This is a genomic window from Flavobacterium sp. GP15 (assembly GCF_014281985.1).
Lineage (GTDB): Bacteria > Bacteroidota > Bacteroidia > Flavobacteriales > Flavobacteriaceae > Flavobacterium > Flavobacterium pygoscelis.
Genome location: NZ_JACFTC010000007.1, coordinates 123,246 through 147,426, shown reverse-complemented (window position 1 = coordinate 147,426; position 24,181 = coordinate 123,246). Strand labels below are relative to the sequence as shown.

At 32.8% G+C, this 24,181-nt stretch carries 19 protein-coding genes and 1 tRNA gene; 9 read left to right on the top strand and 11 right to left on the bottom strand.

Annotated features, from left to right (window positions below):
* Positions 1-34: 34 nt before the first annotated feature.
* From pgmB to H2650_RS13775, 3 genes are all read right to left on the bottom strand, one after another.
* Positions 35-691: a beta-phosphoglucomutase gene (pgmB, locus tag H2650_RS13785; RefSeq protein WP_188051400.1), complete on the bottom strand. Its 657-nt coding sequence runs from the start codon at positions 689-691 to the stop codon at positions 35-37.
* Positions 691-2,055, bottom strand: a complete 1,365-nt coding sequence (locus H2650_RS13780) for an MFS transporter (protein WP_188051399.1) — start codon at positions 2,053-2,055, stop codon at positions 691-693. Before H2650_RS13780 ends, pgmB begins: the two co-directional genes overlap by 1 nt.
* Positions 2,056-2,323: 268 nt before the next feature.
* Entirely contained in the window at positions 2,324-3,346 is a 1,023-nt protein-coding gene (locus tag H2650_RS13775; protein ID WP_188051398.1) for a LacI family DNA-binding transcriptional regulator, read from the bottom strand.
* Between the two features lie 233 nt (positions 3,347-3,579).
* Between H2650_RS13775 and H2650_RS13770 the strand changes: the two genes are divergently transcribed.
* Genes H2650_RS13770 through H2650_RS13760 form a run of 3 tightly spaced genes read left to right on the top strand, consistent with a single transcriptional unit; the run spans position 3,580 to position 8,995 of the window.
* Complete coding sequence (locus H2650_RS13770; protein ID WP_188051397.1) at positions 3,580-6,522, top strand: SusC/RagA family TonB-linked outer membrane protein; 2,943 nt, start codon at positions 3,580-3,582, stop codon at positions 6,520-6,522.
* Between the two features lie 10 nt (positions 6,523-6,532).
* Complete coding sequence (locus H2650_RS13765; RefSeq protein ID WP_188051396.1) at positions 6,533-8,143, top strand: RagB/SusD family nutrient uptake outer membrane protein; 1,611 nt, start codon at positions 6,533-6,535, stop codon at positions 8,141-8,143.
* A gap of 30 nt (positions 8,144-8,173) precedes the next feature.
* Positions 8,174-8,995 carry a SusE domain-containing protein gene (locus H2650_RS13760; RefSeq protein WP_188051395.1) on the top strand — a complete coding sequence of 274 codons (822 nt, stop codon included), beginning with the start codon at positions 8,174-8,176 and terminating at the stop codon, positions 8,993-8,995.
* 717 nt (positions 8,996-9,712) lie between these two features.
* Here the strand turns inward: H2650_RS13760 and acs are convergent.
* The 7 genes from acs to H2650_RS13725 form a co-directional block, all read right to left on the bottom strand.
* Positions 9,713-11,620, bottom strand: coding sequence for an acetate--CoA ligase (acs, locus tag H2650_RS13755; RefSeq protein ID WP_188051394.1), 1,908 nt, complete (start codon positions 11,618-11,620; stop codon positions 9,713-9,715).
* A gap of 115 nt (positions 11,621-11,735) precedes the next feature.
* Positions 11,736-12,098: a response regulator transcription factor gene (locus tag H2650_RS13750; protein WP_188051393.1), complete on the bottom strand. Its 363-nt coding sequence runs from the start codon at positions 12,096-12,098 to the stop codon at positions 11,736-11,738.
* A gap of 7 nt (positions 12,099-12,105) precedes the next feature.
* Positions 12,106-14,811: a sensor histidine kinase gene (locus tag H2650_RS13745; protein ID WP_188051392.1), complete on the bottom strand. Its 2,706-nt coding sequence runs from the start codon at positions 14,809-14,811 to the stop codon at positions 12,106-12,108.
* A 442-nt stretch (positions 14,812-15,253) separates the two neighbouring features.
* Positions 15,254-15,481, bottom strand: a complete 228-nt coding sequence (locus tag H2650_RS13740; protein WP_188051391.1) for a DUF6814 family protein — start codon at positions 15,479-15,481, stop codon at positions 15,254-15,256.
* Between the two features lie 10 nt (positions 15,482-15,491).
* Positions 15,492-17,027: an MFS transporter gene (locus H2650_RS13735; protein WP_188051390.1), complete on the bottom strand. Its 1,536-nt coding sequence runs from the start codon at positions 17,025-17,027 to the stop codon at positions 15,492-15,494.
* Between the two features lie 29 nt (positions 17,028-17,056).
* Positions 17,057-18,325 (bottom strand): hypothetical protein, encoded by a 1,269-nt coding sequence (locus H2650_RS13730; protein ID WP_188051389.1) that lies wholly within the window; start codon positions 18,323-18,325, stop codon positions 17,057-17,059.
* Between the two features lie 109 nt (positions 18,326-18,434).
* Entirely contained in the window at positions 18,435-18,854 is a 420-nt protein-coding gene (locus H2650_RS13725; RefSeq protein ID WP_188051388.1) for a helix-turn-helix domain-containing protein, read from the bottom strand.
* Positions 18,855-19,172: 318 nt separating this feature from the next.
* On the opposite strand from H2650_RS13725, the gene H2650_RS13720 reads away from it, so the two are divergent.
* Complete coding sequence (locus H2650_RS13720) at positions 19,173-19,712, top strand: YSC84-related protein (protein WP_188051387.1); 540 nt, start codon at positions 19,173-19,175, stop codon at positions 19,710-19,712.
* 158 nt (positions 19,713-19,870) lie between these two features.
* Here the strand turns inward: H2650_RS13720 and H2650_RS13715 are convergent.
* A tRNA-Phe gene (locus tag H2650_RS13715) sits at positions 19,871-19,943 on the bottom strand.
* 98 nt (positions 19,944-20,041) lie between these two features.
* Between H2650_RS13715 and H2650_RS13710 the strand changes: the two genes are divergently transcribed.
* The 5 genes from H2650_RS13710 to H2650_RS13690 are packed head-to-tail and all read left to right on the top strand — an operon-like array spanning position 20,042 to position 24,079.
* Positions 20,042-20,773 carry a type III pantothenate kinase gene (locus H2650_RS13710; protein ID WP_188051386.1) on the top strand — a complete coding sequence of 244 codons (732 nt, stop codon included), beginning with the start codon at positions 20,042-20,044 and terminating at the stop codon, positions 20,771-20,773.
* A complete protein-coding gene (locus H2650_RS13705; RefSeq protein ID WP_188051385.1) occupies positions 20,770-22,017 on the top strand; it encodes a hypothetical protein in 1,248 nt (415 codons plus the stop codon). The genes H2650_RS13710 and H2650_RS13705 overlap by 4 nt, the downstream gene beginning before the upstream one ends.
* A gap of 36 nt (positions 22,018-22,053) precedes the next feature.
* The gene (gene lptC, locus H2650_RS13700) at positions 22,054-22,608 is read left to right on the top strand and encodes an LPS export ABC transporter periplasmic protein LptC (RefSeq protein WP_188051384.1); all 555 of its coding nucleotides are present in this window, start codon (positions 22,054-22,056) and stop codon (positions 22,606-22,608) included.
* A gap of 11 nt (positions 22,609-22,619) precedes the next feature.
* Positions 22,620-22,820: a hypothetical protein gene (locus H2650_RS13695; RefSeq protein ID WP_188051383.1), complete on the top strand. Its 201-nt coding sequence runs from the start codon at positions 22,620-22,622 to the stop codon at positions 22,818-22,820.
* Entirely contained in the window at positions 22,820-24,079 is a 1,260-nt protein-coding gene (locus tag H2650_RS13690) for a hemolysin family protein (protein WP_188051382.1), read from the top strand. Before H2650_RS13695 ends, H2650_RS13690 begins: the two co-directional genes overlap by 1 nt.
* Positions 24,080-24,181: the final 102 nt, after the last annotated feature.

Genomic DNA, 24,181 nt, shown 5'->3' with positions numbered 1-24,181 from the left:
ACTTGATTTTAAAAAAGTAATTTTTAGGAATTGGTTATTTTGAAATAAAAAACTCTATAAATGGGTTTTTTATAGCTGTAAAATCTTCAAATGTATATTTTGCTTCCTTTAATATAGAAGTATTTCCTATTCCGACACTCGTCATATTTGCTATGTTTGCAGCTTGAATTCCAGCTACAGAGTCTTCAAAAACAATTGCATTTTCTGGAAGAACATTTAAAGATTTTGCTGCAATAAGAAAAACTTCAGGATCAGGTTTAGCATTCGTTACATCATTGCCATCAACAATTGCATCAAAATAGTCTATAATTCCTGTTTTCTGTAATATTGGTCTAGCATTTTTACTGGCAGAACCTAAAGCTATTAATTGTTTTTTTTCTTTTAAAAATTGTAGTGTTTTGTGAACTCCCGGAAGAATCTCGGTTTCGTTCATGTTTGTTATATAGATGAGATAATCTTCATTTTTTTGGAATAGAAACTGTTCTTTTTCCTCTTGTATAAGGTCAATTTTTCCTATTTCTAAAATGATATCTAAAGAGCGCACGCGGCTCACTCCTTTTAATAATTCATTATGATCTAATGTAAAATCGATACCTAGCTGATTGGCAATTTTTTTCCAAGCTAAATAATGATATCTGGCAGTGTCAACGATCACTCCATCTAAGTCGAAGATAAATGCTTTCTTATTCATTATTGCTGTTTTATTACGTCATCTACATCCTGTACTTTAAAAACTAAAGCAGCAGCAATCAAGAAACTAAAGCCACTAGTAACCAATGCGAAAATAGCATTGTCATGGTAAACATATTTAACTAATGGTCCGCCGATCAAGGCATTTATAATTTGAGGAACTACAATAAAAAAGTTGAAGATACCCATGTAAACTCCCATTTTCATAGGAGATATTGAACCCGCTAATATAGCGTAAGGCATAGATAAAATACTAGCCCATGCGATTCCGACACCTATCATAGATAATATTAACCAGTTTTCATTTGGCACGAAGTAGATTGATATTAATCCTAAACCTCCAATGACCAATGAAATAGAATGTGTTATTTTTCGACCTATTTTTTTTGCAATGTAAGGAAGGGCAAATGCGTAGAAAGCCGAAACGAGATTGTATATTCCAAAAAGGACTCCAACCCAATCTCCTGCATTTTGGTACGCCTCACTTTTGCTATCGCTTATGGGTAAGCCGTATACGTGATGGGCTATGGCAGGAGTGCTAAATACCCACATTCCAAAAAGACCAAACCAAGAAAAGAATTGTACCCAACTTAACTGACGCATCGTTTCAGGCATTTTTTTGAAATCTTCAAAAATGTCTAATAAGCTGTTTTTTTTGATTTTTACAGTTGAAACGTTTGTTTCTAAAAGTGTCTTTTTTTCTTCAAATTGTGCTAATTCTTCTGGAGAATATTCTTTTGTTGTAAAAATCGATACTAATATGGAACCAACAAGAATAATAGCTCCAATGACAAAAGATAAAATTAAATGCATTGGAACGCCGCCGCTTTCATTTCTATTAGAAACGCCAAACCAATTCGTTAATACATATGGTAGCCAAGAACCGATTACAGCACCAAAACCAATTAAAGCGGTTTGTACACTAAACCCAAGAGTTCTTTGATCCGTTCTTAAGTTGTCGCCAACTAATGCTCGAAAAGGTTCCATGGCAATATTAAACGAAGCATCCATGATCATAAGCATTCCAGCACCAACCCATAAAGCAGGTAATAAGGTAATAAAAATGGCCGCTTGTGGCATTAATATTAAACCTACTGAAGCTAATACAGCACCTAATAAAAAGAATGGTTTTCGTCTTCCGAGTTTTCCCCAAGTTTTGTCGCTGTAATATCCTATAACCGGTTGTACAATGAGTCCCATTAAAGGAGCAATGATCCAAAACCAAGATAATTCATGTACGTCTGCACCAAAAATTTGGAGAATTCTGCTGGCATTAGCATTTTGAAGGGCAAAACCCATCTGGATTCCTAAGAAACCGAAACTCATGTTCCAAATTTCCCAGAAACTTAATCTACGCTTTTCCATTATCGTAATTTAAAATTGATACGATAAGCGCTATGCTTATCAAAACTTGTCTTATTTTCGAAGTAAAAGTCAAAGCTTTGAGTGGTAAATATAAAAATATATTTTAATTCTTTATTTTTTATAAAGAAATAAAAGCAAAGATTTGCAACTACAAGGTTGTAGTAGTGAAATAAATAGGAAAAAAGATAAAGTATGTTTCAGGAAAAAGCCAAATTTGGGTGTTAATTTCTAAAAGTGAACTACAATAACTGTGATTAAAAGCTAAAAATCACTTGGTAGATTCTCTTTCTATCAGATGAGTTTCTATTACTTCTGTTTTGTAGCTTTCGTTTTCTTCTTCGTCTTCTAATTCAAGTCTTTCAATTAGCATTTTCGCAGCAACATTTCCCATTTTTATACCACTTTGACTTACAGTAGTTATAGTAGGAGTAGAGTATTTAGAAATCATGCCGTCGGTAAAGGCAATGACAGCAAGGTCGTTAGGAACGTTCAATCCAATTTTGTGAGCCGTTTTTATAATTGTTACCGCAAACAATTCATTTACTGCAAACACCGCATCGATCGCTTTATCTTCTAATAATTTGCCTATTGTTATTTCGCAGGTATCAATATCTTCAATTTTAATGATTAGTTCGTCATTAAAAGGAATGTCGTTATCTAAAAGTGCTTTGGTGTAACCATCGGTTCTAAGCTTGCCTACACTTACATAATCTACAGTGGTTACTAATGCGATTTTTTTTCTTCCTTTATCAATTAAGCTTTGAACTGCCTCGTAAGCAGCTAGTTTATCATCAATTATCACTTTGTCACACAAAATTTCATTGGTTACTCTATCAAACATTACGACAGGCATTCCTTGATTTATAACTTCTGTAATGTGATGAAAATCACCTTTAAACTGCGTCTCTTTAGAGAGTGACATGATAAAACCATCTATGCTACCATTGGCAAGCATCTCCATATTTAATACTTCTTTGTCAAAAGAATCATCGGATAGACAAATGATTACACTATAACCGTTTTCGTTAGCTACTTGTTCTACACCGTTTATTACTGTAGAAAAAAAGTGATGAACGATTTCGGGAATGATGATGCCAATTGTTTTTGTTTTTCTATTTTTTAAACTCAGCGCTATATTATTGGGTTTATAATTGTAAAACTTTGCAAAAGCTTGCACTTTAAGTCGGGTATCTTCGCCAATTTCAGGGCTATTACGAAGTGACTTGGAAACGGTTGAAATAGAAACGTCTAATTCTTTTGCGATTTGTTTAAGCGTAATTTTCTTTTTCATATTGCAATCGAGTAAAAATTTATTTCGTAATAAAGATAAAATATAATTTCACAATTAATAATTTAATTGGTGAAAATGCAAATAAATCAGAAAGTTTTCAACACTATCACGTTTTCGTAGACCAGGAAAAAATACTGCTTGTCGGGAGTAACAAATTTTACATAAATTTAACATTCGAAGTAATAGTTAAGCATTAAGATTCTACAAAAAATCAATTAATTTAAATGAAAAGTATGAAAACAATTTATAAAAAGTTGTTCATTTTAATATTACTGCTCCCATTCAGTATTTTGGCTCAGAGTACTTTAGGAGGAACTGTCTTAGATAAATTATCGGGGCAACCTATTCCTGGAGTAAACGTAAATATTGAAGGAAACAAAAGTGGCGTTTCTACTGATTTTGATGGTAAATACCAATTGTCGAATGTAAAAAAAGGAGATAAAATTGTTTTCTCTTATATTGGTTATGCCAATGTTACCGCAATTTTTACAGATCAAAAAACACTAAATGTATCACTGGTTGAAGATGCCAACCAACTGAATGAAGTTGTAGTACAAGTAGGGTACGGAACCGTAAAGAAAAAAGATGCCACAGGAGCCGTAACAGTATTATCTACTAAAGATTTTAATAAAGGAGCCAATGTTACTGCGGAAAACTTATTAAATGGAAGAGTTGCTGGTGTAACTGTAAATACGAGTGGAGCTCCAGGATCTGGATCGCAAATTAGAATTCGTGGTGGCTCATCTTTGTTCGCGAGTAATGATCCCTTAATTGTTATAGATGGTTTGCCGATTGAAAACAATTCTGATAAAAATTTTGGTTCAACCTCTATTTTAGCGTCTATAAACCCGAGTACAATTGAGTCTATGACGGTATTAAAAGATGCTTCAGCCACTGCTATTTATGGTTCACGCGCTTCTAACGGTGTTATAATAATTACTACCAAAAAAGGAGGAAAAACGCTTGCTGTAGATTATAATTTTCAATATGGGAGTGGTAATTTAGTAAAAACTATTGATGTCTTTGATGCCAATTCTTTTAAAGCGATTATTGCACAAAGAAGACCAGATGATGTTCCGAAATTAGGTAATGTTAATACAAATTGGCAAAAAGAAATTTATAGAAGAACTGATTATGTAGATAATAACATTTCATTAAGAGGAAACTTATTTAACATCATTCCTTCAAGAATTACAGTGGGTAATACCTATCAAGAAGGTTTGCGATTAACAAATGTATTTAATAGAAATACAGTTGGTTTAGCCTTAAACCCATCCTTTCTGGAAGATCATTTGAAAATAAAATTGAATGCCAATTATTCGAACGAGAACAATAGATTCGCTGATGGTGTGGAGGGAAGCGCATTGCGATTTGATCCTACCCAGCCAGTATATAAGTCAGGTTCTATTTATGGTGGTTTCTTTGAATATTACAATAACGCAAATGGCAAGCTTATCTCGCAAACTCCTAGAAATCCTGTTGCACAATTGTTGCAAACTTTTGATGAAGGAAAAAACAATCGCTTTTTTGGTAATTTAGAATTAGATTATAAGTTTCATTTTTTGCCAGCATTAAGAGCGGTTGTAAATGCGGGATTTGATCAGGCCGATGGAGAAAGAGCTAAAACAGCTTCGGCCTTCGCAGCCAGTTCAGGCACTAATAATGACATTCCTTTTGGTACCAATGAATTCTCCAGAAGTGTTAGAAAAAATAAATTATTGGATGCGTATTTAACTTATAATACTTCTTTTGATAAATTGGTTTTTGATATTACTGCTGGATATTCGTATCAAAAATGGGATTCGTTCAACTTTATTACAGGAAATACAAACGATCCTAATTTGCCAACAGGAATTACTGGTTTTCCACAAAAAACCATCGATTTTGATAGAGTTAATGTTGGGTTTTTTGGAAGAACAAATTTAAACTTCAACGATAAATACTTGCTTACTTTATCTTTTAGAAGAGATGGTTCTTCTCGATTTGATAAGGATAATAGATGGGCCAACTTTCCTGCTACAGCCTTTGCATGGAAAATTAAAGATGATTTATTACCAAATAGTACTGCCGTTTCTGATTTGAAAATTAGATTAGGATATGGTATCACAGGACAGCAAGAGATTGGTAATAACAATGATTATTTACAACAATACAATGTAGGAAGTGGTAGCTCTCAATACTATTTTGGGACTGTTGCTTTGCCAATTGCAGTTTCTGCCAGACAAAGTTCTAATCTAAAATGGGAAGAAACCACTACTTATAATGCAGGAATAGATTTTGGTCTTTATGACAATAGAATTACAGGAAGTGTTGAGGTTTTTTATAAAGACTCTAAGGATTTATTAGCCGATGTTGCTACAGCTGACGGAAGTAATTTTTCTAACAGATCTTGGCAAAACATTGGTAGTTTTACTACCAAAGGAATCGAATTTTCAGTAAGTACAGATGTAATTAAAACCAAAGATTTAAATTGGAATCTTAACTTTAATGTGACTGCTTTTGAACGTAAGATAACGGAGTTGAGCTCTGATTTTATTAGAGTTGGAGAAAATTTAGCAGGAACAGGAACCCAAGGACAAGTGCATCAAGTAGGGTATGCTCCAAACTCTTTTTTATTGTACAAACAACTTTATGATAACACTGGAAAACCTATTGAAAATGGATATGCAGATTTAAATAATGATAACGTGATTAACTCAAGCGATAAGTATATTTATAAAAATCCTGATCCTAAAGCTACTTTTGGTTTGGCCTCTACATTAAATTATAAGAATCTTGATTTTTCTTTCAACTTTAGAGCAAGTGTAGGTAACCGAGTATTTAATGCTGTTAATGCCAGTAGAGCACAATACAATTTATTAACAACAGGCGGAACGGTGGGAAATATTCCAACTTCTGTTTTAGAAACAGGATTCAATACAACTTCAAATGTAGTTTTATCCGATTTGTTTGTTGAAAACGCTTCTTTTTTGAGGCTGGATAACATCACTTTGGGCTATACTTTTCCAAAATGGTTAGAAGGAAAAGCCTCTTTGCGTTTATTCGCTGGGGTACAAAACGTTTTCGTAATTTCAGATTATTCTGGTTTAGATCCAGAGATTGCAAACAACGGAATTGACAATACCATATACCCGAGACAACGCTCTATTTTAGGTGGGGTTAATGTTAAATTTTAATAATAAGATCATGAAAAAAATAAATTTTATTTACTTCCTATTTGCTTTAGCGACATTGCAATCGTGTACGGGTGATTTAGATGTAGTAGCAGAAGATCCAAGAGTACTTTCTTCGGAAAAACTATTTACTACTCCTTTAGGATACAAGCAAGCATTGGCTGGTGTATATGGCAATCTTAGTTTGACCGGTACAGGAGATGCAGGTTCTTCGTTCTTACAAGGAATTGATGCAGGAACAAGTCAGTTTGGAAGATGTATGTGGTATTTACAAAGTTTAACAACAGATGAAGCCGTTTGGACCTATGAAAATGATGAAGGAGTTGCTGAATTGCAAAGGAATACCTGGACAGCCGCTAATCCTATTTTACTAGGTATGTTTAGTAGAACAATGGCTGAGGTTGCACTTGCTAATGATTTTTTGAGACAATCTACACCAGAATTATTAAGTTCAAGAGGAATTAATGCTACGGCAGATGTTGCAGAAATTAATTTTTACAGAAATGAAGTACGTGTTTTAAGAGCGTTTGCTTATTATAACATGATGGATTTGTTTGGAAAAGCCCCTTTTATTACAGAAAATGATAAATTGAATTTTAAAGGGCCACAATACAACAGACAACAATTATTTACTTTTATTGAAAAAGAACTGAATGAAGTAATTCCAAATCTTAAAGCCGCAAGAACAAATGAGTATGGGAGATTAGACAAAGCGATGGCTCAAATGATTCTAGCAAAAATGTACTTGAATGCTGAGGTATATATTGGCACACCAAAATATGCGGAGTGTATGACTAAATGTACCGAGGTAATTGGTGGAGGATATTCCTTAAAAACGAATTATTTAGACAATTTTAATGCTAACAATAATACCTCCTCTGAGCTTATTTTTACCTTACAATCAGATGGTATAAAAACTCAAAATTACGGTGCTACTACTGTTATAATTAACGGTCAAGTAGGTTCTATCGAATCCAACGGTGCTGAATTTGGTGTTGGTGGTTTTGGAGGAGCGTTGCGTATGCGAAGACAATTAGTAGAGAAATTTGATGGTTCCCAATTTGATACCGATACCAGAAAAACGTATGCAGCTGGTACAAGACCAATTGATATTGCTGAACTTACTAATGCGGGACAAGGATATATTTTGCGTAAATATTCTAACAAAACTTCAGCTGGTATTGCTGGGGTAAACTCCACATTTGTAGATACTGATTTTCCATTATTTAGATTAGCCGATGCGTACTTAATGTATGCTGAGGCGCAAATGAGAAAAGATGGTGCTACCAATTCAAATACTTCTGCCAATGCTTCTGTTCAATCGTTAAATTATATTAATGCTTTAAGAGAAAGAGCAAATAATGGTTCTGCTGTTGCAAATGTTACTCAGGCTCAAGTAAACTTAAACTTTATTATTGATGAGAGAGCGAGAGAATTGCATTGGGAAGGTCACCGAAGACAAGATTTGATCCGCTTTAATAAATACGGTGGAGGCAATTACAATTGGGCTTGGAAAGGAAATGTTGCCAATGGAACTTCATTTGCATCCAATTTAAATGTTTTTCCAATACCTAGTTCATCTATTTCATCCAATCCTAATTTGACGCAAAACACGGGCTATTAAATGACTGTTACACATTAAAAATAAAAAAACATGAAAAATATTAATAAATTATTAGTTGCTTTTTTGAGCATAGTAGCTATTTCTTGTACAGATGATATTCAAGATACCAATAGAGAAGCTGTAGCTGCAGTAAAAGCACCTGTATTATTATCACCAACAGGAGATTTTAATATCATACTTTCTAAAGCAACAGAAAAAGATGTTGTAACCACCTTTATATGGGACGATGCTGCTTATGCGGGAACGCCTACTGTTGTAAATTATACAATAGAAATTGCAAAAGCAGGAACTAAATTTGCAGCGCCAATTGTTGTTACTACCACTACAAGTCGTTTTAAGGCAATTACCGTTGGAGAATTAAATTCAGCATTAGTGAATGGTGGCTTTGTTGAAAAACAAGAAAACTTAGTAGATATTCGTGTAAAATCATCTATAGGAGCTACCAGCAGTGTAGCACAGTTTTCTAATTTCTTTACTATTAAAGTTACTTCGTACCGAACACCATTAGCAAGTTCATTATGGCTTGTAGGCGCAGCTACTCCTGGAGGATGGTCATGGGATGATGATGCAGAAACCGAGTTGCCATTAGTAATAGGCCAAACCAATGTATATCAAGTGGCAGTAATGTTAAATGGTGGAGAAGCTTTTAGAATTTTTCTAGGCAATAATTTCACAAGTAACGGAAACTGGGATGCGAGTCGCAGTTACGCATTTTACGCTAACGCAGGTTATACCATTACTCCTGAATTAGTAAATGCTAATGATGGTGATTTTAATTTTAAATATACAGGACCAACAGGAATGAGAGTCCTAAAAATTGATAACGCTGCCAAAACGATAACGTTAGAATAATTTTTTAATGTATCCAAAACAAGACTATTATTCGAGAATGCATTAAAAAAGTCTTTTGAGATATAAATTGTTAGTTAAAAGGAGTAGAAAACGAAGTTTTTCTGCTCCTTTTTTTGTTTGAGTGTAATTATGAGATTTTATAAAGTTTGCAAACAATGACAACAGCAACAAACGATTCAGTTCAGTAAACATTCAATTTGAAAACAATTTACAGCGTTTCAGATGTCGATGAAATAGAAAGCTGGTGATATGATATGTCTATTAAATATTTTTTAGTTAAGAATCCAGAGGAAGATGTTATAAATTTTAATTCGTTGATAAAATAGCTTTTTAAGAAACTGGATATTACAAGGAAAAAGCAAAGGATAGATGTCAAATTGAAGCTAAAAATAGTTAGTTCAAAAATGTAGCTGGTTATGATAGAGGAATAACTTGCGGCACTAACAATCTGAAATAAAATATTTTACAGTAAATTTAAAGAGAATACTCCAATTAAGTATATAAAGACAATCGAAGTTTTTAATGAATAAAAAGAAATGGTTCAAATGAAAAATAGATCAAAAAAAGCTTCTAAAATAAAACGCTTATAACGAATCTTTAAAATTCAGTTATAAGCGATTTTTATTATTTAAGGGTAATATTGCTCAAAATAGGCGATATGTTTCAGTGAAGTCCTTTTGTTAGAGTACTTTTTGAACAACAATTAAAAACCAAAAATTAAATTTTTCCTTCTTTAATTTCATCTACAATTTCCGGATTTAACAAGGTAGATGTATCTCCAAAATTAGAATAATCACCTTCGGCAATTTTGCGTAAAATTCTACGCATGATTTTTCCAGAACGTGTTTTTGGTAAACCAGACACAAACTGTATTTTATCGAGTTTGGCAATTGGTCCGATATGATTTGAGATTTGTTGATTAATTTCTTTAATCAAGTTTTCTCTGTCGCGATATTCTCCGGTTTCTTTCAAAATTACAAAACCATATAACGCATTCCCTTTTACGTCATGAGGAAAACCTACAATGGCAGATTCAGCAACGGCTGGATGCTCATTAATTGAATCTTCAATAGGTGCTGTGCCAAGATTGTGTCCTGAAACGATAACCACATCGTCTACACGGCCTGTAATTCTATAGTATCCTACTTCATCACGTAAAGCTCCATCGCCAGTAAAATATTTACCCGGAAAAGCAGAAAAGTAAGTTTCTTTATAGCGTTGGTGATCCCCCCAAATAGTTCTTGCAATTCCTGGCCAAGGAAATTTTATACAAAGACTTCCCGTGACTTGATTGTCTTCAATTTCATTTCGTTTGCTATCCATTAATACGGGTTGAATTCCCGGTAATGGCAAGGAAGCATAAGTTGGTTTTGTTGGTGTTACAAAAGCTAAAGGGGATATTAGAATCCCGCCTGTTTCAGTTTGCCACCAAGTATCAACCAGAGGACATCTTTTGCCTCCTACGTGATCATTATACCAGTGCCATGCTTCTTCATTTATAGGTTCTCCAACAGAACCAATTACTTTCAATGTTTCCAATTTAAATTTTTGAACATAAGATAAGTTCTCTTTGGCTAAAGCCCTAATGGCAGTTGGAGCAGTATAGAATTGAGTTACTTTGTGCTTTTCTATTGTTTCCCAAAAACGACTGAAATCAGGATAGGAAGGCACACCTTCGAAAATTATTGTAGTGGCTCCGTTTAATAAGGGACCGTACAAAATATAAGAATGTCCGGTGATCCAACCAATATCTGCAGTACACCAAAAGATGTCATTGTCCTCATAATTAAATACGTTTTTAAAAGTGTATGCAGCATAAACCATATAACCCGCAGTAGTATGAACCATACCTTTTGGTTTTCCTGTTGATCCTGAAGTATAAAGAATAAACAAAGGATCTTCTGCATCCATAATTTCGGCTACATTATTATCCGATGCTTGATCAAGAAGAGGCTCTAGCCAATGGTCACGACCTTCTTTCATATTAATTTCCGAATGGATTCTTTTTACCACCAACACATTTTCTACGCAAGGACTTTTTTCTAGAGCTTCATCAACGATGCTTTTTAAGTCTATTGTCTTGTTACCACGATAACCACCATCTGAAGTGATTACCATTTTGCACTCGCTATCATTAATTCTTGCCGTGACTGCTGATGCTGAAAACCCAGCAAATACAACGGAATGGATTGCTCCAATTCTAGCACAGGCCAATGTAGTAATTGCTAATTCGGGAATCATGGGCAAATAAATGCAAACACGATCTCCTTTTTTTACACCTTGATCTAATAAAACATTTGCCATTTTGCAAACCTTTTGGTGTAACTCATTATAGGAAATGTGAATCGCTTCTTCAGAAGGATCATTTGGTTCGAAAATAATAGCTGTTTTTTCTCCTTTTTTAGCAAGATGTCTGTCGATACAGTTTTTGGTGATGTTAACTTTAGCCTCAGTAAACCATTTTATTTCGGCTTCAGCCATATTAAAATCGACTACTTTGTCCCATTGTTGGTACCACGTAAAATTTTCGGCGGCTATCTTATCCCAAAACTTTCTTGGTTCGCGAATTGATTTTTTATATTCTTTAAAGTATTCTTCTAGATTATTTATTTTGTAACGGCTCATATTTATAGATGTTAGTTGTTTTTTATTTTAAAAAATGATTTTCAATTTCGTGAACTTTTGATTTTGTTATAATGTAACCTCTACATTTTAATAACTCCCTATTCTGAGAATTTTTTTATTGTGTTAATTCATGAACTTGCTCGACTAATTTTTTAACTGAAAAAGGTTTGGTTACATATAAGTTTGCTCCGAGTGCTAGTCCTGATTCAATATCTTTTTCTTTGTTTTTTGCTGAAAGGAAGATGACTTTGCAATGCCGCAGCCGTTCGTTCTTTTTAATGTGTTCTAATGTTGCAAAACCATCAACCATAGGCATCATTACGTCTAAGATAATTACATCTGGAAGTTGATTTTTTAAAATCTCTAATGCTTCTTGTCCATCACGAGCAATAAAAACTTCAAAATTGTTTTTCTTGAACGTGTATTCAAGCGCCATTACAATATTGGGTTCGTCATCTACGATTAAAATCTTTTTCATTTTTTCTTTAACTATTTTCTGCGGTGTTATAATTGGGTAAGGTAAAAATAAAAGTTGCGCCTTCAAGAACTTCTTTTTCTGCCCAAATTCTACCTTTATGGTGTTCTATAATTTTTTTACAAATTGCTAATCCCAATCCACTTCCTATTGGTTTTTTTACATTTTGATTTCTGGACTGATAAAATTTATCAAAAATAGCCTCAAAATCTTCTTTTTTAATTCCTTTGCCATTGTTGTGAATTTTGACCTCGATGTTATCTCTATTTTCAATAATCGAAATTATTATTTTCCCGTTGGCATTTGCACTAAATTTTATAGCATTTGACACTAAATTTGTAACAACTTGAACAATCCGTTCTTCATCATAAAAAGCTTTTATTTCTGAAGAAGATTCTTCAAAAACCACTTCAATTTTTTTATTCTTGATCAATTGTTGTAATGATTCTAAAGTATTTTTTATTGTTCTAGAAATGTCATTTTTAGATAAATATATTTTTTGTTTTCCGGTTTCAAATTTCTCTAAATCTAAAATTTTGTCTATTAAACGGTTCAATCGATCTGATTCGGAAATAATATTTTGTAAAAACTGTTTGCGCAACTCATCTGGTATATCCTCGTCATCATGAAGGATTTCGCTAGCCGCGCGAATAGCCGTAATTGGTGTTCTTAATTCATGTGTAACCGTATCTAGAAATTCATCTTTTTGAATGTCTTTGTTTACGAGTTCTAAATTGGCATTCTTTAACTGTACCGATATTTTTTTTAGTTCATTAGAAGTATCTGTCAGTTTTTTGTTGATGATGAGGTTTTCTTTAGATTCTTCTAAAATTCGCAAGACCTCCGGCAAACTGATCTTATCTTCCTTGATAACACTAGATATTAATATTTTGGCGGAAGCTGTACCAATGTGTCCCGTTAATAGATTCTCTGCAAATTTTATAAATCGCGCATCGGCTGTCGTAATATCTTTGTCTACATTGTATTTTAAATTAAAAATAGTAAGAGCTCTCTTTGTTCTGTCTTCTCCTAAAAAACGTTGTAATACTTTTTGAATGTCACTAATGTAAGCGGTGCCTTTCCAAATAAAAGCATTTTCATGATTGGTAATATATTTGTCAATATCTACAAACATTTCAGCATAATTGCGTTCTCTGTAATTTCCGCTAAAACTTACGGAAATTGCCATATAACTAAAAGTATTAATAAGTAAGCTCCAGAAAAAAGCATGTGGAATTGGTTCCAGATAATCCAATCCAAAAAGCTGAAAAGGTTTTAATAGTGTAATTCCCCAAGGTCCTTCTTGAATAAACAGACTAGTTGATTTTGTAAGACCAATAGCGAAAGGAATTAGTAACGTATAAAAGCATACTGAAAAACCCAAAATAATCCCAGTGATCGTTCCCTTTTTTGAACCTCTTCGCCAAAAGAGCGCGCCGAAAAAGGAAGGTGCTAGTTGTGCAATTATTACGAATGCGACCAATCCTACAGAAAATAGAGAATAATCTAAAATGAAAATTCTGTAAATAGCGTAGGATAAAATGATAAGAGAAAATATACCAATTTTGCGACTGTTAACGATACGTCTGTTGTTTTTTTTCTGCGATGCATTTTCAAGAGATCCAATAAATCCATACGGAATTAGTAAATTATTACTAAGCATAGTAGACAGCGAAATACAAGAAACAATAATCATTGATATTGCTGCCGAAAATCCACCCAAAAATACTAAAACTGTCAAGGTGTTGTTGTCAAATAATTGCGGTATCAATAAAGAATATGTGTCTGAATTATGGCCTTTTCCCTCAAAAAGGATGTTGCCGCCCCAAGCAATTGGAAAAACAAAAATATTAAAAAGCAGTAAGTATAAAGGAAAAAGCCAAATGGCAGTTCTAATATGATTTTCTTTATTGTTTTCTACAATTGCTGTATGAAATTGTCTAGGTAATAAAAAAATGGCAAACATGGATAATATACATAAAAAGAACCAATTAATACCGTTGCTAATCCCACCAATTGTATTTTTTTTGTCGAAATCTTTGAGTAAAGCTGCTTTTTGATAAATATCATCAAAACCATCAAAAACAAAATAAGTTACATAGATTCCTATAATCAAAAAGAAAATTAATTTTAATATAGATTCTAAAGCAACTGCAGTAACAATACCACGTCTTTTTTCTGAAGCATCTACGTATTTTGTACCGTAATAGGAAGCGAAAAGTGCCAAAGCCAAGCAAACATAAGTAGTAGTATCTGTAAAAATATTAGCACTAGATTCTGTCTTTGTAACAATATGAAAAGTATCTGAAATAGATTTTAATTGTAATGCAATATAAGGTACAATACCAAAAATGCATACCATAGTGACTAAGGCGCCAAGAAATCTGCTATTTCCATAACGTAAGGAAATGAAATCTGCGATACTAGAGATTTTATTCACCCTCGAAATTCTAATAATTTTCTTGAGAATAATCATCCATGTAGGAATAATTAATATAGGACCTAAATAAATCGTTAGGTAATTTAAACCGGATTCAGCAGCAACGCCAATACTCCCATAATACGTCCAGGCGGTACAATAAACTGCCAATGAAAAGGAATATACATAGGCGTTATTAGTCCATTTAGAATGACTTCTTTTTTCAGACCAATGGGCAATGAAAAAAAGAATAGCTAAATAAATAACCAATATTAGTAAAAGCCCTATGCTATTCATAATATCTTTTTATAATGAAGTACGAAATAGCAACTGAAAACAACCATGCCGAAAAAATATAGATGTAGATTATTGGAAAACCAAAAATTGGTTTGGAGCTATCAAATAATAGCAAAAGAGGCAGATTCAATACTAATAACAATAGCATTGATAGAATTACTAACTTTTGTTCATGTCTCTTTTTCATAGTAAGATACCGCTTGTTGTGAGCAGAATAGCTAATATAATGGGTGTTGTATTTGTATTATTGATACAAAAACTGAAAAACTGTTTGTACTAGATAAAAGTAACTAAAACCATTGTCTCTTTATAATTAGTCATACTAAAACACAATTAATTTTATAATGTTAAAATTTTATCATTTTGGTACAACAGCTTTATATTAAATAACAAACAATCACTGTAAATAAATACAGGGACTGTTTGTTAAAGTAGTGTTTTTTTAATTCTTTTTTTCGTCGTAATCTCCCATTAAGGCATAGTATCCAAAAGTTCCTAAGCCCAAAACAATAAGAGGTGTGAGCACAAAAAGGATAATAATTCCAAAAACTAAATCCTCTTGTTTTCCGGATACAAATTTTGGTAATCCAAAAGTAAAGATGCAAAAATAAGCTGCGGCAACCGCTAATGCAATCCAAACTAATCCTAAAATTCTTTTTATTTGATTCATAGCTATATTTTTATACGTGAGCGTTTTTATCTTTATTTTTTATGTAAACCATTCCAACTACAAAACTGACAGCAGCAATAACAATTGGATACCAAAGTCCTTCTAAATAAAATTCTGGATGACCAAGATCTTTTGCATTGGTAACAAAATACGTTGAAATAGCCGGAAGTAAGCCTCCAAAAATTCCGTTTCCTACGTGATAGGGCAATGACATAGAGGTATATCTAATTTTAACGGGAAACATTTCAACTAAAAATGCTGCAATTGGGCCATAAACCATGGTTACGAAAATGACTTGTATGAACACAAGGAATACTAAAGACCATTCGTCACTTGAATTAATTTTTACAGTTGTTTTGGTATCTCCTTTTGGTTTTCCATCAACTATAATAGGAGTGCCGTTTTCTAAATGTACGGTTTTTATTTCTTGAAAAGTTGTTCCATCGGTGTACTCTTTGTGAGTAGTATAAACAGAGTCCATGGTTTGTTTTTTGGTCTCTTTTAATTCAGCAAGGAGCGTCGTTTTTGCAACTATTTCTGTTTTGTTTTTAACAGAGGTGGTTTCGTACATTTGTTTGTAAATAGGTCTGTACAGTAAAATTGCTAATAACATACCACCCATCATAATGTATTTTCGACCCACTTTATCACTAAACCAACCAAAGAAAACGAAAAACGGTGTTCCTAGAATCAAAGCAATTCCGAGTAAAGTATCTACTTGAGAAGAATCGATAGCCATTACGGTTTTCATGAAACTCATCGCGTAAAATTGTCCTGTGTACCAAACGACACCTTGTCCCATAGTAGCTCCAAATAAAGCTAGTAAGACAAATTTTAAATTATAACGATTACCGAAACTCTCTTTTAATGGATTTGTACTTGTTTTTCCTTCGCTTTTCGCTTTTGCAAAAACGGGAGATTCATCCATGTTTTTTCGAATCAAATAAGAAACGCCAACCATAACGATAGATACCCAAAACGGAACTCTCCATCCCCATTCATCAAATTGTTCTGGGGTAAGAATATTTCGTGTAGCTAGAATTACCATCAACGAAATGAATAAACCAACCGTTGCAGTGGTCTGAATCCAAGAAGTCCAATAACCTCTTTGTCCCACTGGTGCGTGTTCTGCTACATAAGTGGCGGCTCCACCGTATTCGCCTCCTAAGGCAAGGCCTTGTAACAATCGAAGAATTAAAACGAGTAAGGGAGCCATAAACCCTATGGTTTCGTAACTCGGAATACAACCAATTAGGAAAGTGGCGCCACCCATTAAAAGTAAGGTAACCATGAAGGTGTACTTTCTTCCAATTAAATCACCTAGTCTCCCAAAGAACAGAGCTCCAAAAGGACGAACAACAAATCCAGCAGCAAAAGTTGCTAAAGTAGATAAGAAAGCTGCCGTTGGATTGTCTGATGGGAAGAATTTTGTTGAAATCACAACAGCTAAACTCCCAAAGATGTAGAAGTCGTACCATTCGATCATTGTGCCCATTGAGGAGGCGGAAATTACTTTCCAAATTCCTTTTGTTGATTTCTCTTTCATATTTTTTGGTTTTTTGTTAGTTTGGTTTTTTAAAATGAATAAGCGCAAGAAATCATGGTTCTAAAATTTCCTACTGCTGTTTTATTAGCTCCTGCGGTTGCATTTGATTTATTTAAATCTCCCCAAGTTGCATCGGTGTATTCTAACTCAGGAGTAACTCTAAATTTGTTTTTCTTAAAGTCAACTCTTCCAGAAACTCTCCATACAATATCTACTATTCTATTTCCGCTAATACCTCGAACATAATTCACGAAAGTAGCGGTAGTATTATCGTCTTTCGATCCATTATTTTTAGTATAACCAAAGAATAATCCTGGAGCAATAGCTTTTCCATTGCTGGCAAGATCAATCCAAACAGCAGTTGTTTTTGTAGGATTATAAGTCTCAACTTGACCAGCAATTGTTTTACCAGTATAACCACCAAGCATTACTAAGCTGTTTAGATTGCCACCAGAAATTCCGTAAGCTTTTATCGAAAATTTTTCATTAGAATATTTTCCGTATCCAAAAAATGAAGTGCTATTTGCTTTTTCAGTGGTAACTAAATTATTGGAAACTGTAAGTGGTTGTAGGGACTTATATTCGATTCCTAAACCCAGAATCGAGTTGTTCCCTTTGTATTGAATTTGACCATTAAGTGAGGGTAATACACTGTTTATAGATGCGGAATTTTGTGTTCCAGGTCCTGGAACTGTAAATTCTCTTTCTTTGTATGCAGTAAATGTTACTGAAAATTCAGTAGTTAACATTTGTTTTATTTTAGCTTGTGTTGCCCAGCCAAAAGGATTAAAAAGAATACCTGTGTTAAAGTTTGCCACGCCAGGAAAAACTTCAGGAATAAATTGCGGATACCAAGTTTGTCCTATTGTAACAGCTGTTTTAGACCATTCGAGATTTATGTAAGCATGTCTTAATCTCAATAACCCAATGGTGCCACCTTCAACATTTCCGTAGAAATCGCCTTCAATCACAGAGGACGTTTTTGCGCCCCAAACATTCGGTCCTTTTGCTTTTACTCCTAATCTTGATGTAATGGATAGAAAATTAGATTGTGGAGCATCATTAATATCTTTACCATTAGCGTCTAAAATTACATCTAACGGATATAGATTTAACTGGCCTTCTCTAGTAAAAGCGGACTTTCGACTGTCCCAAATAAAGTCAGTTCTAGCAAAACCGTACAAACTAATGTCCCATTCTTTCTCAGTATTTGTTTGTGTAGGTAATGGTGTTGGAGTTTGTGAATAACCTTGAAAGTAAGCTATTCCGACAAAAAATAATAAACATGCTTTTTTCATAATAACTAGTTGGTTTGGTTTTATCAAAGTGGTTAGTTTCAACGGTGCCAAATTCAATTATTTTATTCTAGAAAAAAATTATGATATATTTTTATGTAAACTACTATAGTTAATCCTTGAAACGCTCCCATTTTATAAGCATAAATTTATCACCAAGTTCTGTGATTATCATACCTGCACCAGAAAGTAATTCTTTGTTTTTTATAAATTCTATTAATTCTAAATGATTAATAATCTTATAAGTAGGGTGGTAGTTGCCATGAGAAGGTTTTTTTATATTATAGGACTTTACCCAGTTGCTAACGGTTACATGTGAAACCCCGATGATTCGCTCTATTTCACGAAAACTGAGCCCTTCTAAATAAAGTTGTAATGCTTTAGTGACATAGTAATCATCGATCTTTTTTCCTATTTTGTTTACCGTAAAAAAATAATTACATTTTTTGCATAAGTACCTTTGTTTGCTGTTTATTACACCACTTTTAATGATGTGATTGCTTTGGCATTTTGGACAGGTTAAAATCTCCATGTATATAAATTTTGCATAAATATAGTAATTTTGCAATTATATTATAAAAACGCATTCATTTAAAACTTTTTAAATTTATCAAAACTTAATAATGATTACATTAATGTACTGTTTCTAACTGCTTATTAATGTGTGTATGTTGTTAACCATAATTCAATTGTAAAAAAAAACATCTTACTTATATTGTATTGATAATCAGTTGTTTTGTGTTTTGTTTGATTTTTTATGGTATATTTGATAAGCGTTTTTATTCTTCTTTTTTAAGAAATCAGATGGATTATTGCGTCAATAGTTTATGAACAATTAAAAATAAAGGATATGAAAAATTTGAATGTTATTTGGATGATGGCAGTAGTTTTTGTGATGAGTACTGCATCTGTGTTAGGACAGTCAGAAGCTAAAAAAAATAAAATTATTGCTGACAGCAAGATGGCAAAAGCTGAATTTATTAAAGCCGATGCTCTTATGAAAGATCTTTTTGAGAATGCGCATGGGTATGTTATTTTTCCTAATGTTGGTAAAGGTGGCTTCGGAATAGGAGGAGCTGCAGGAAATGGTGTTGTCTATGAGAAAGGTAAAATTATAGGTATGGCAAAGCTTTCGCAATTGAGTATAGGATTTCAAGCAGGTGGACAGGCTTATAGAGAAGTGATATTTTTTGAGGCGAAAAAAGATTTATCGCGATTTGAGGAAAGTAACTTTGAGTTTTCGGCTCAAGCTTCTGCAGTAGCTGCCACAGAAGGTGCTTCGGCGAATGTTAAGTATGCAGAAGGTGTTATGGTTTTTACAGCACTAAAAGGAGGATTGATGTATGAAGCGTCAGTAGAAGGTCAAAAATTTAAGTTTAATAAATTGTAATAATTATTTTTTTTGGGTTTAAAAAAAACAAAAGAATCAAATTTCTAAAGATTTATAATATTTGGTTTCTGTTGACTTTCAAGTTATAATGACTCAAGAAAATCAATAAACATTAATTATATAAAACAAAAAACCCGAATATTTCTATTCGGGTTTTGTGGTACCTCCAGGGATCGAACCAGGGACACATGGATTTTCAGTCCATTGCTCTACCATCTGAGCTAAGGTACCGTGCTATTGCGGGTGCAAATATAGAATCATTTTTAGTATATACAAAACATTTTTTTAAAAAAATCAATTCGTACCTTCGCAACATCAAAGAATATATTATGGTTTTAGTTGTTGATGTGGGTAATTCTAGAATTAAAGCGGCTGTTTTTGAGGAATCTATGCTTTTAGAGCATTTTGTTTTCACGAAAATAGAGCTTCAAAAAAATATAGATTTTATTTTAAAAAAGTTTAAAAAAGTATCAGATCTAGTTGTTTCCTCGGTTGGAGATGTCGAAAAACAATCTTTTTTAGCTTACGAAAAAGTAGTCGATGTTTTTTTTATATCTCATAAAGATTCTTTTCCTTTTCAAAATAAATACAGTACACCACATACATTAGGATTAGACCGAATGGTTCTTGCTGCTGGAGCTGTACTCCAATTTCCTAATCAGAATCGTTTGGTTATTGATGCAGGAACTTGTATCACTTATGATTTTATAGACGATCAAAATAATTATTTAGGTGGAGCAATCGCTCCTGGACTAAGATTAAGGTATGAATCACTGCATAATTACACTGCAAAATTGCCTTTATTGTCCTTAGAAGCGCCCAAAAATCTTATTGGAAACTCTACTTCAGAATCCATTCATTCTGGTATTGTTAATGGATTAGTTTACGAGATTGACGGATTCATAGCAGATTATAGAGCGCGCTATTTAAATTTTATAATAATTTTAACGGGTGGAGACACAGATTTTTTGGCTAAACGATTAAAAAATACCATATTTGCCAATTCAAATTTTCTATTAGAGAGTTTGAACCAAACTTTTCAATATAAAATCAAAAAATGATTAAAAAAATTATAGTAAGCGCTTGTTTGCTTTTATCATTAGTTTCTTTTGCTCAAGAAGGAACTGCTTCTCCATATTCATTTTACGGTATAGGTGATGTAAGGTTCAAAGGAACCCATGAAACCCGTTCTATGGGAGGTATAGCTATTGAGCAAGATAGTATTCACATGAATTTAGAGAATCCTGCGAGTTATGCAAGTTTAAAATTGACGACTTTTACACTAGGTGGAAGTTACTCATCGACTAACTTGAAATCAAATACTAATTCTGCTAAAGCAACAAGATCAACTTTAGATTACTTAGCGGTAGGTTTGCCTTTAGGTAAATTTGGTGTAGGCTTTGGGTTAATTCCATATTCATCTGTTGGTTATAAAATTAGAACATTAGGCTCTGGAACAGAAAACAATCAAAGTTTTAATGGTAAAGGAGGTCTGAATAAAGCATTTATTGGTGCAGGATATAAGATAACTCCTGAACTTAGCGTGGGTGCCGATTTGAATTATAATTTTGGAAAAATTGAATCTAACAATTTTGAATATATCAATGATATTTCTATTGGAACACGTGAGTTAAATGAAGTTGATTTGTCTGGATTTAATTTCAATCTAGGGGCTATGTACCAGAAAAAAATTGATAAGAAACTGTCTTTTTTTAGTAGCTTAAATTATACGATTGAAAGTGATTTAAAATCTAAAAACTCCAGAAATATTGCTACAGCTTTGTATAATTCTAATTTTGATTTGCAAATTGTTGATGTTTTAGAAAATGTAAAGACAAATGAGAATCTAAAAGTGCCAAGTAAATATGCATTTGCTGCAGGTATTGGTGAAGCTAGAAAGTGGTTGTTAGGTGTTGGATACACTTTTCAAGGAGCAAGCTCTATGAGTAGTTATTATAACTCAGCTGTTAATGTGACTCATGAAAAGCACTCAAAATATAGTCTAGGAGGATATTATGTTCCTAGTTATAATGCATTTTCAAGCTATGCAAAAAGAATTACTTACAGAGGTGGATTTAGATATGAAAAAACCGGTTTGATTATTAATTCTGAGCCAATAAATGATATGGCATTAACATTAGGATTAGGTTTGCCCTTGTCAGGAACATTTTCTAATGTAAATGTTGGTTTTGAAATTGGTAAAAAAGGTACCACTACAGCAAATTTAGTTCAAGAAAATTATGCCAATGTAAGTGTGAGTTTTTCACTTAATGAGCAATGGTTTGTTAAACGAAAATTCAACTAAAATTACCATTCATAAATTTATTGCTAAGTTTAGCGTATGACTTTATTTAATACAAAAAATACAATAAAGATTGTCACAGCTTTTGCTGTGACTCTGTTTTTTGGATGCGAAAGTAATTTTAAAGAAATACAAAAAATTAACTTTTCCGAGTTTGTTCCAAGCAGTGATGCTGATATGGTTAATTTAAAATATACCGACTCAGGCCGTATTACTGCAATTTTGGTTAGTTCTAAGATGCTTGATTACGCAAGTGTTAATTTCCCTTTTACAGAATTTCCAAAAGGAATAGATGTTACTTTGTATGATAAGAAGGCAAAAAAAACCTTTATTAGGTCTAATTATGCAATTTCATATAAAGGATCTAGTATTATTGATTTGCAAGGAAAAGTAAAAATATATACCGAAGATGGTCAAATATTAGAGACGGAACAGCTTTATTTTGATCAAAAAAACGAATGGTTCTTTACAGAGCGTAGATTTAAGTTTACCGATCCAAAAGGAGTTTCAAACGGCCAAGGAATAGATTTTAGTAAAGATTTTAAAGTCATTAATTCTCAAAAAATTACTGGCGAAGTAGAAACCAATGAATAATTAATAATACCATGAATTACCTAAAATTAACACAATACGTTTATCTGCTTTTTGCTGCTTATTTCATCTATGGTGGAGTTACTAAACTGATAGACCCACAAACAGGAACTCCTTGGTTGAGTTTTATAATTGCCGCTTTGGCTATTTTTATGTTCTTTTTTAGAAGAAAATATGCTAAAAAATTTGAAGATAGAAATAACAACTCTAAATAGTGGAGATTAGTATTATCATATTGTGTATAATACTAAGTGCTTTTTTTTCAGGAATGGAGATTGCCTTTGTCTCGTCGAATAAAATATATCTTGAAATTGAAAAAAAACAAGATAATTTTCTTTCTAAAATACTGACTAAACTTACTGAAAAGCCTACAAATTTCATTGTTGCCATGTTAATAGGGAATACTATTGCAATGGTTGTTTACGGTTTTTTTATGGGCGAATTGCTTACGCATTGGCTACTGTCTTTTTCAAATCCGCTTTCGGTTAGTTTGGCTTTAATAATAAGAATTGTTGTTTCTACAATGATAATTCTTGTTACGGCAGAGTTTCTTCCTAAAGTTTTCTTCCAGATTTATGCCAATTCATTAATTAAATTTCTTGCGATTCCGGCTTATGTTTTTTACAAGATTTTTTATTTTATTTCAGCATTTTTTATAGGAATTTCAGATTTTATATTGAGAAAATTCTTTAAAACAGAGGGTGATATCACGCCTCTTTTTTTTAGTAAATTAGAACTTGGAGATTATATTACAGAGCAAATGAGCACTGTAGAAGACAATGAATTAGTAGATTCAGAGATATTAATGTTTCAAAATGCATTAGAGTTTTCTGGTGTAAAAGCTAGAGATGTAATGACTCCTAGGATTGAAATTGTAGCTGTAGATTTATTCGATTCGATAGAAGATTTAAGAGAATTGTTTATCGAAACTGGCTACTCTAAAATTGTGGTTTATCAAAAATCTTTTGATGAGATTATTGGTTATGTGCATTCTTTTGATATGTTTAAAAAACCCAATAATATTGAAGAAATTGTAATTTCTGTAGAGTTTGTTCCAGAAACCATATTTATAAAAGATGCCATGAATCTGCTGACTAAAAAACGAAAAAGTGTTGCTGTGGTTTTAGATGAATACGGCGGTACTTCAGGGATTATTACTATCGAAGATATTGTAGAAGAACTTTTTGGCGAAATAGAAGATGAGCACGATTCGGAGGAAGAGTTGATAGAAAACCTACTCGATGATGGTAGTTATCAGTTTTCAGCTCGCTTAGATGTTGAGTATCTTAATGAAAAATATAAACTTAATATTCCAGAGGAAGACTCCTATGGTACGCTTGGCGGATTTATTGTCAATTTTACTAAAGAAATTCCACAAAAAGGTGCTATTATTACCGTAGGAAGCTATCATTTTGTAATACAAGAGGCTACAAACAAGAAAATAGAATTGGTTAAAATGAGCGTGCAAGAGTGATTTTTATTGTGAAAGTAAAAATTCTTGCAAAATAAAACGCTACTAGTATTATTATTAACTAGATAATTGTATTTTCGCAAACTGAATATAAAAATTAACAAC

Bases quoted from the DNA above. Each gene is read 5' to 3' on its own strand.
- pgmB (WP_188051400.1), bottom strand. From the start codon at position 691: ATGAATAAGAAAGCATTTATCTTCGACTTAGATGGAGTGATCGTTGAC.
- H2650_RS13780 (WP_188051399.1), bottom strand. From the start codon at position 2,055: ATGGAAAAGCGTAGATTAAGTTTCTGGGAAATTTGGAACATGAGTTTC.
- H2650_RS13775 (WP_188051398.1), bottom strand. From the start codon at position 3,346: ATGAAAAAGAAAATTACGCTTAAACAAATCGCAAAAGAATTAGACGTT.
- H2650_RS13770 (WP_188051397.1), top strand. From the start codon at position 3,580: ATGAAAACAATTTATAAAAAGTTGTTCATTTTAATATTACTGCTCCCA.
- H2650_RS13765 (WP_188051396.1), top strand. From the start codon at position 6,533: ATGAAAAAAATAAATTTTATTTACTTCCTATTTGCTTTAGCGACATTG.
- H2650_RS13760 (WP_188051395.1), top strand. From the start codon at position 8,174: ATGAAAAATATTAATAAATTATTAGTTGCTTTTTTGAGCATAGTAGCT.
- acs (WP_188051394.1), bottom strand. From the start codon at position 11,620: ATGAGCCGTTACAAAATAAATAATCTAGAAGAATACTTTAAAGAATAT.
- H2650_RS13750 (WP_188051393.1), bottom strand. From the start codon at position 12,098: ATGAAAAAGATTTTAATCGTAGATGACGAACCCAATATTGTAATGGCG.
- H2650_RS13745 (WP_188051392.1), bottom strand. From the start codon at position 14,811: ATGAATAGCATAGGGCTTTTACTAATATTGGTTATTTATTTAGCTATT.
- H2650_RS13740 (WP_188051391.1), bottom strand. From the start codon at position 15,481: ATGAATCAAATAAAAAGAATTTTAGGATTAGTTTGGATTGCATTAGCG.
- H2650_RS13735 (WP_188051390.1), bottom strand. From the start codon at position 17,027: ATGAAAGAGAAATCAACAAAAGGAATTTGGAAAGTAATTTCCGCCTCC.
- H2650_RS13730 (WP_188051389.1), bottom strand. From the start codon at position 18,325: ATGAAAAAAGCATGTTTATTATTTTTTGTCGGAATAGCTTACTTTCAA.
- H2650_RS13725 (WP_188051388.1), bottom strand. From the start codon at position 18,854: ATGGAGATTTTAACCTGTCCAAAATGCCAAAGCAATCACATCATTAAA.
- H2650_RS13720 (WP_188051387.1), top strand. From the start codon at position 19,173: ATGAAAAATTTGAATGTTATTTGGATGATGGCAGTAGTTTTTGTGATG.
- H2650_RS13710 (WP_188051386.1), top strand. From the start codon at position 20,042: ATGGTTTTAGTTGTTGATGTGGGTAATTCTAGAATTAAAGCGGCTGTT.
- H2650_RS13705 (WP_188051385.1), top strand. From the start codon at position 20,770: ATGATTAAAAAAATTATAGTAAGCGCTTGTTTGCTTTTATCATTAGTT.
- lptC (WP_188051384.1), top strand. From the start codon at position 22,054: ATGACTTTATTTAATACAAAAAATACAATAAAGATTGTCACAGCTTTT.
- H2650_RS13695 (WP_188051383.1), top strand. From the start codon at position 22,620: ATGAATTACCTAAAATTAACACAATACGTTTATCTGCTTTTTGCTGCT.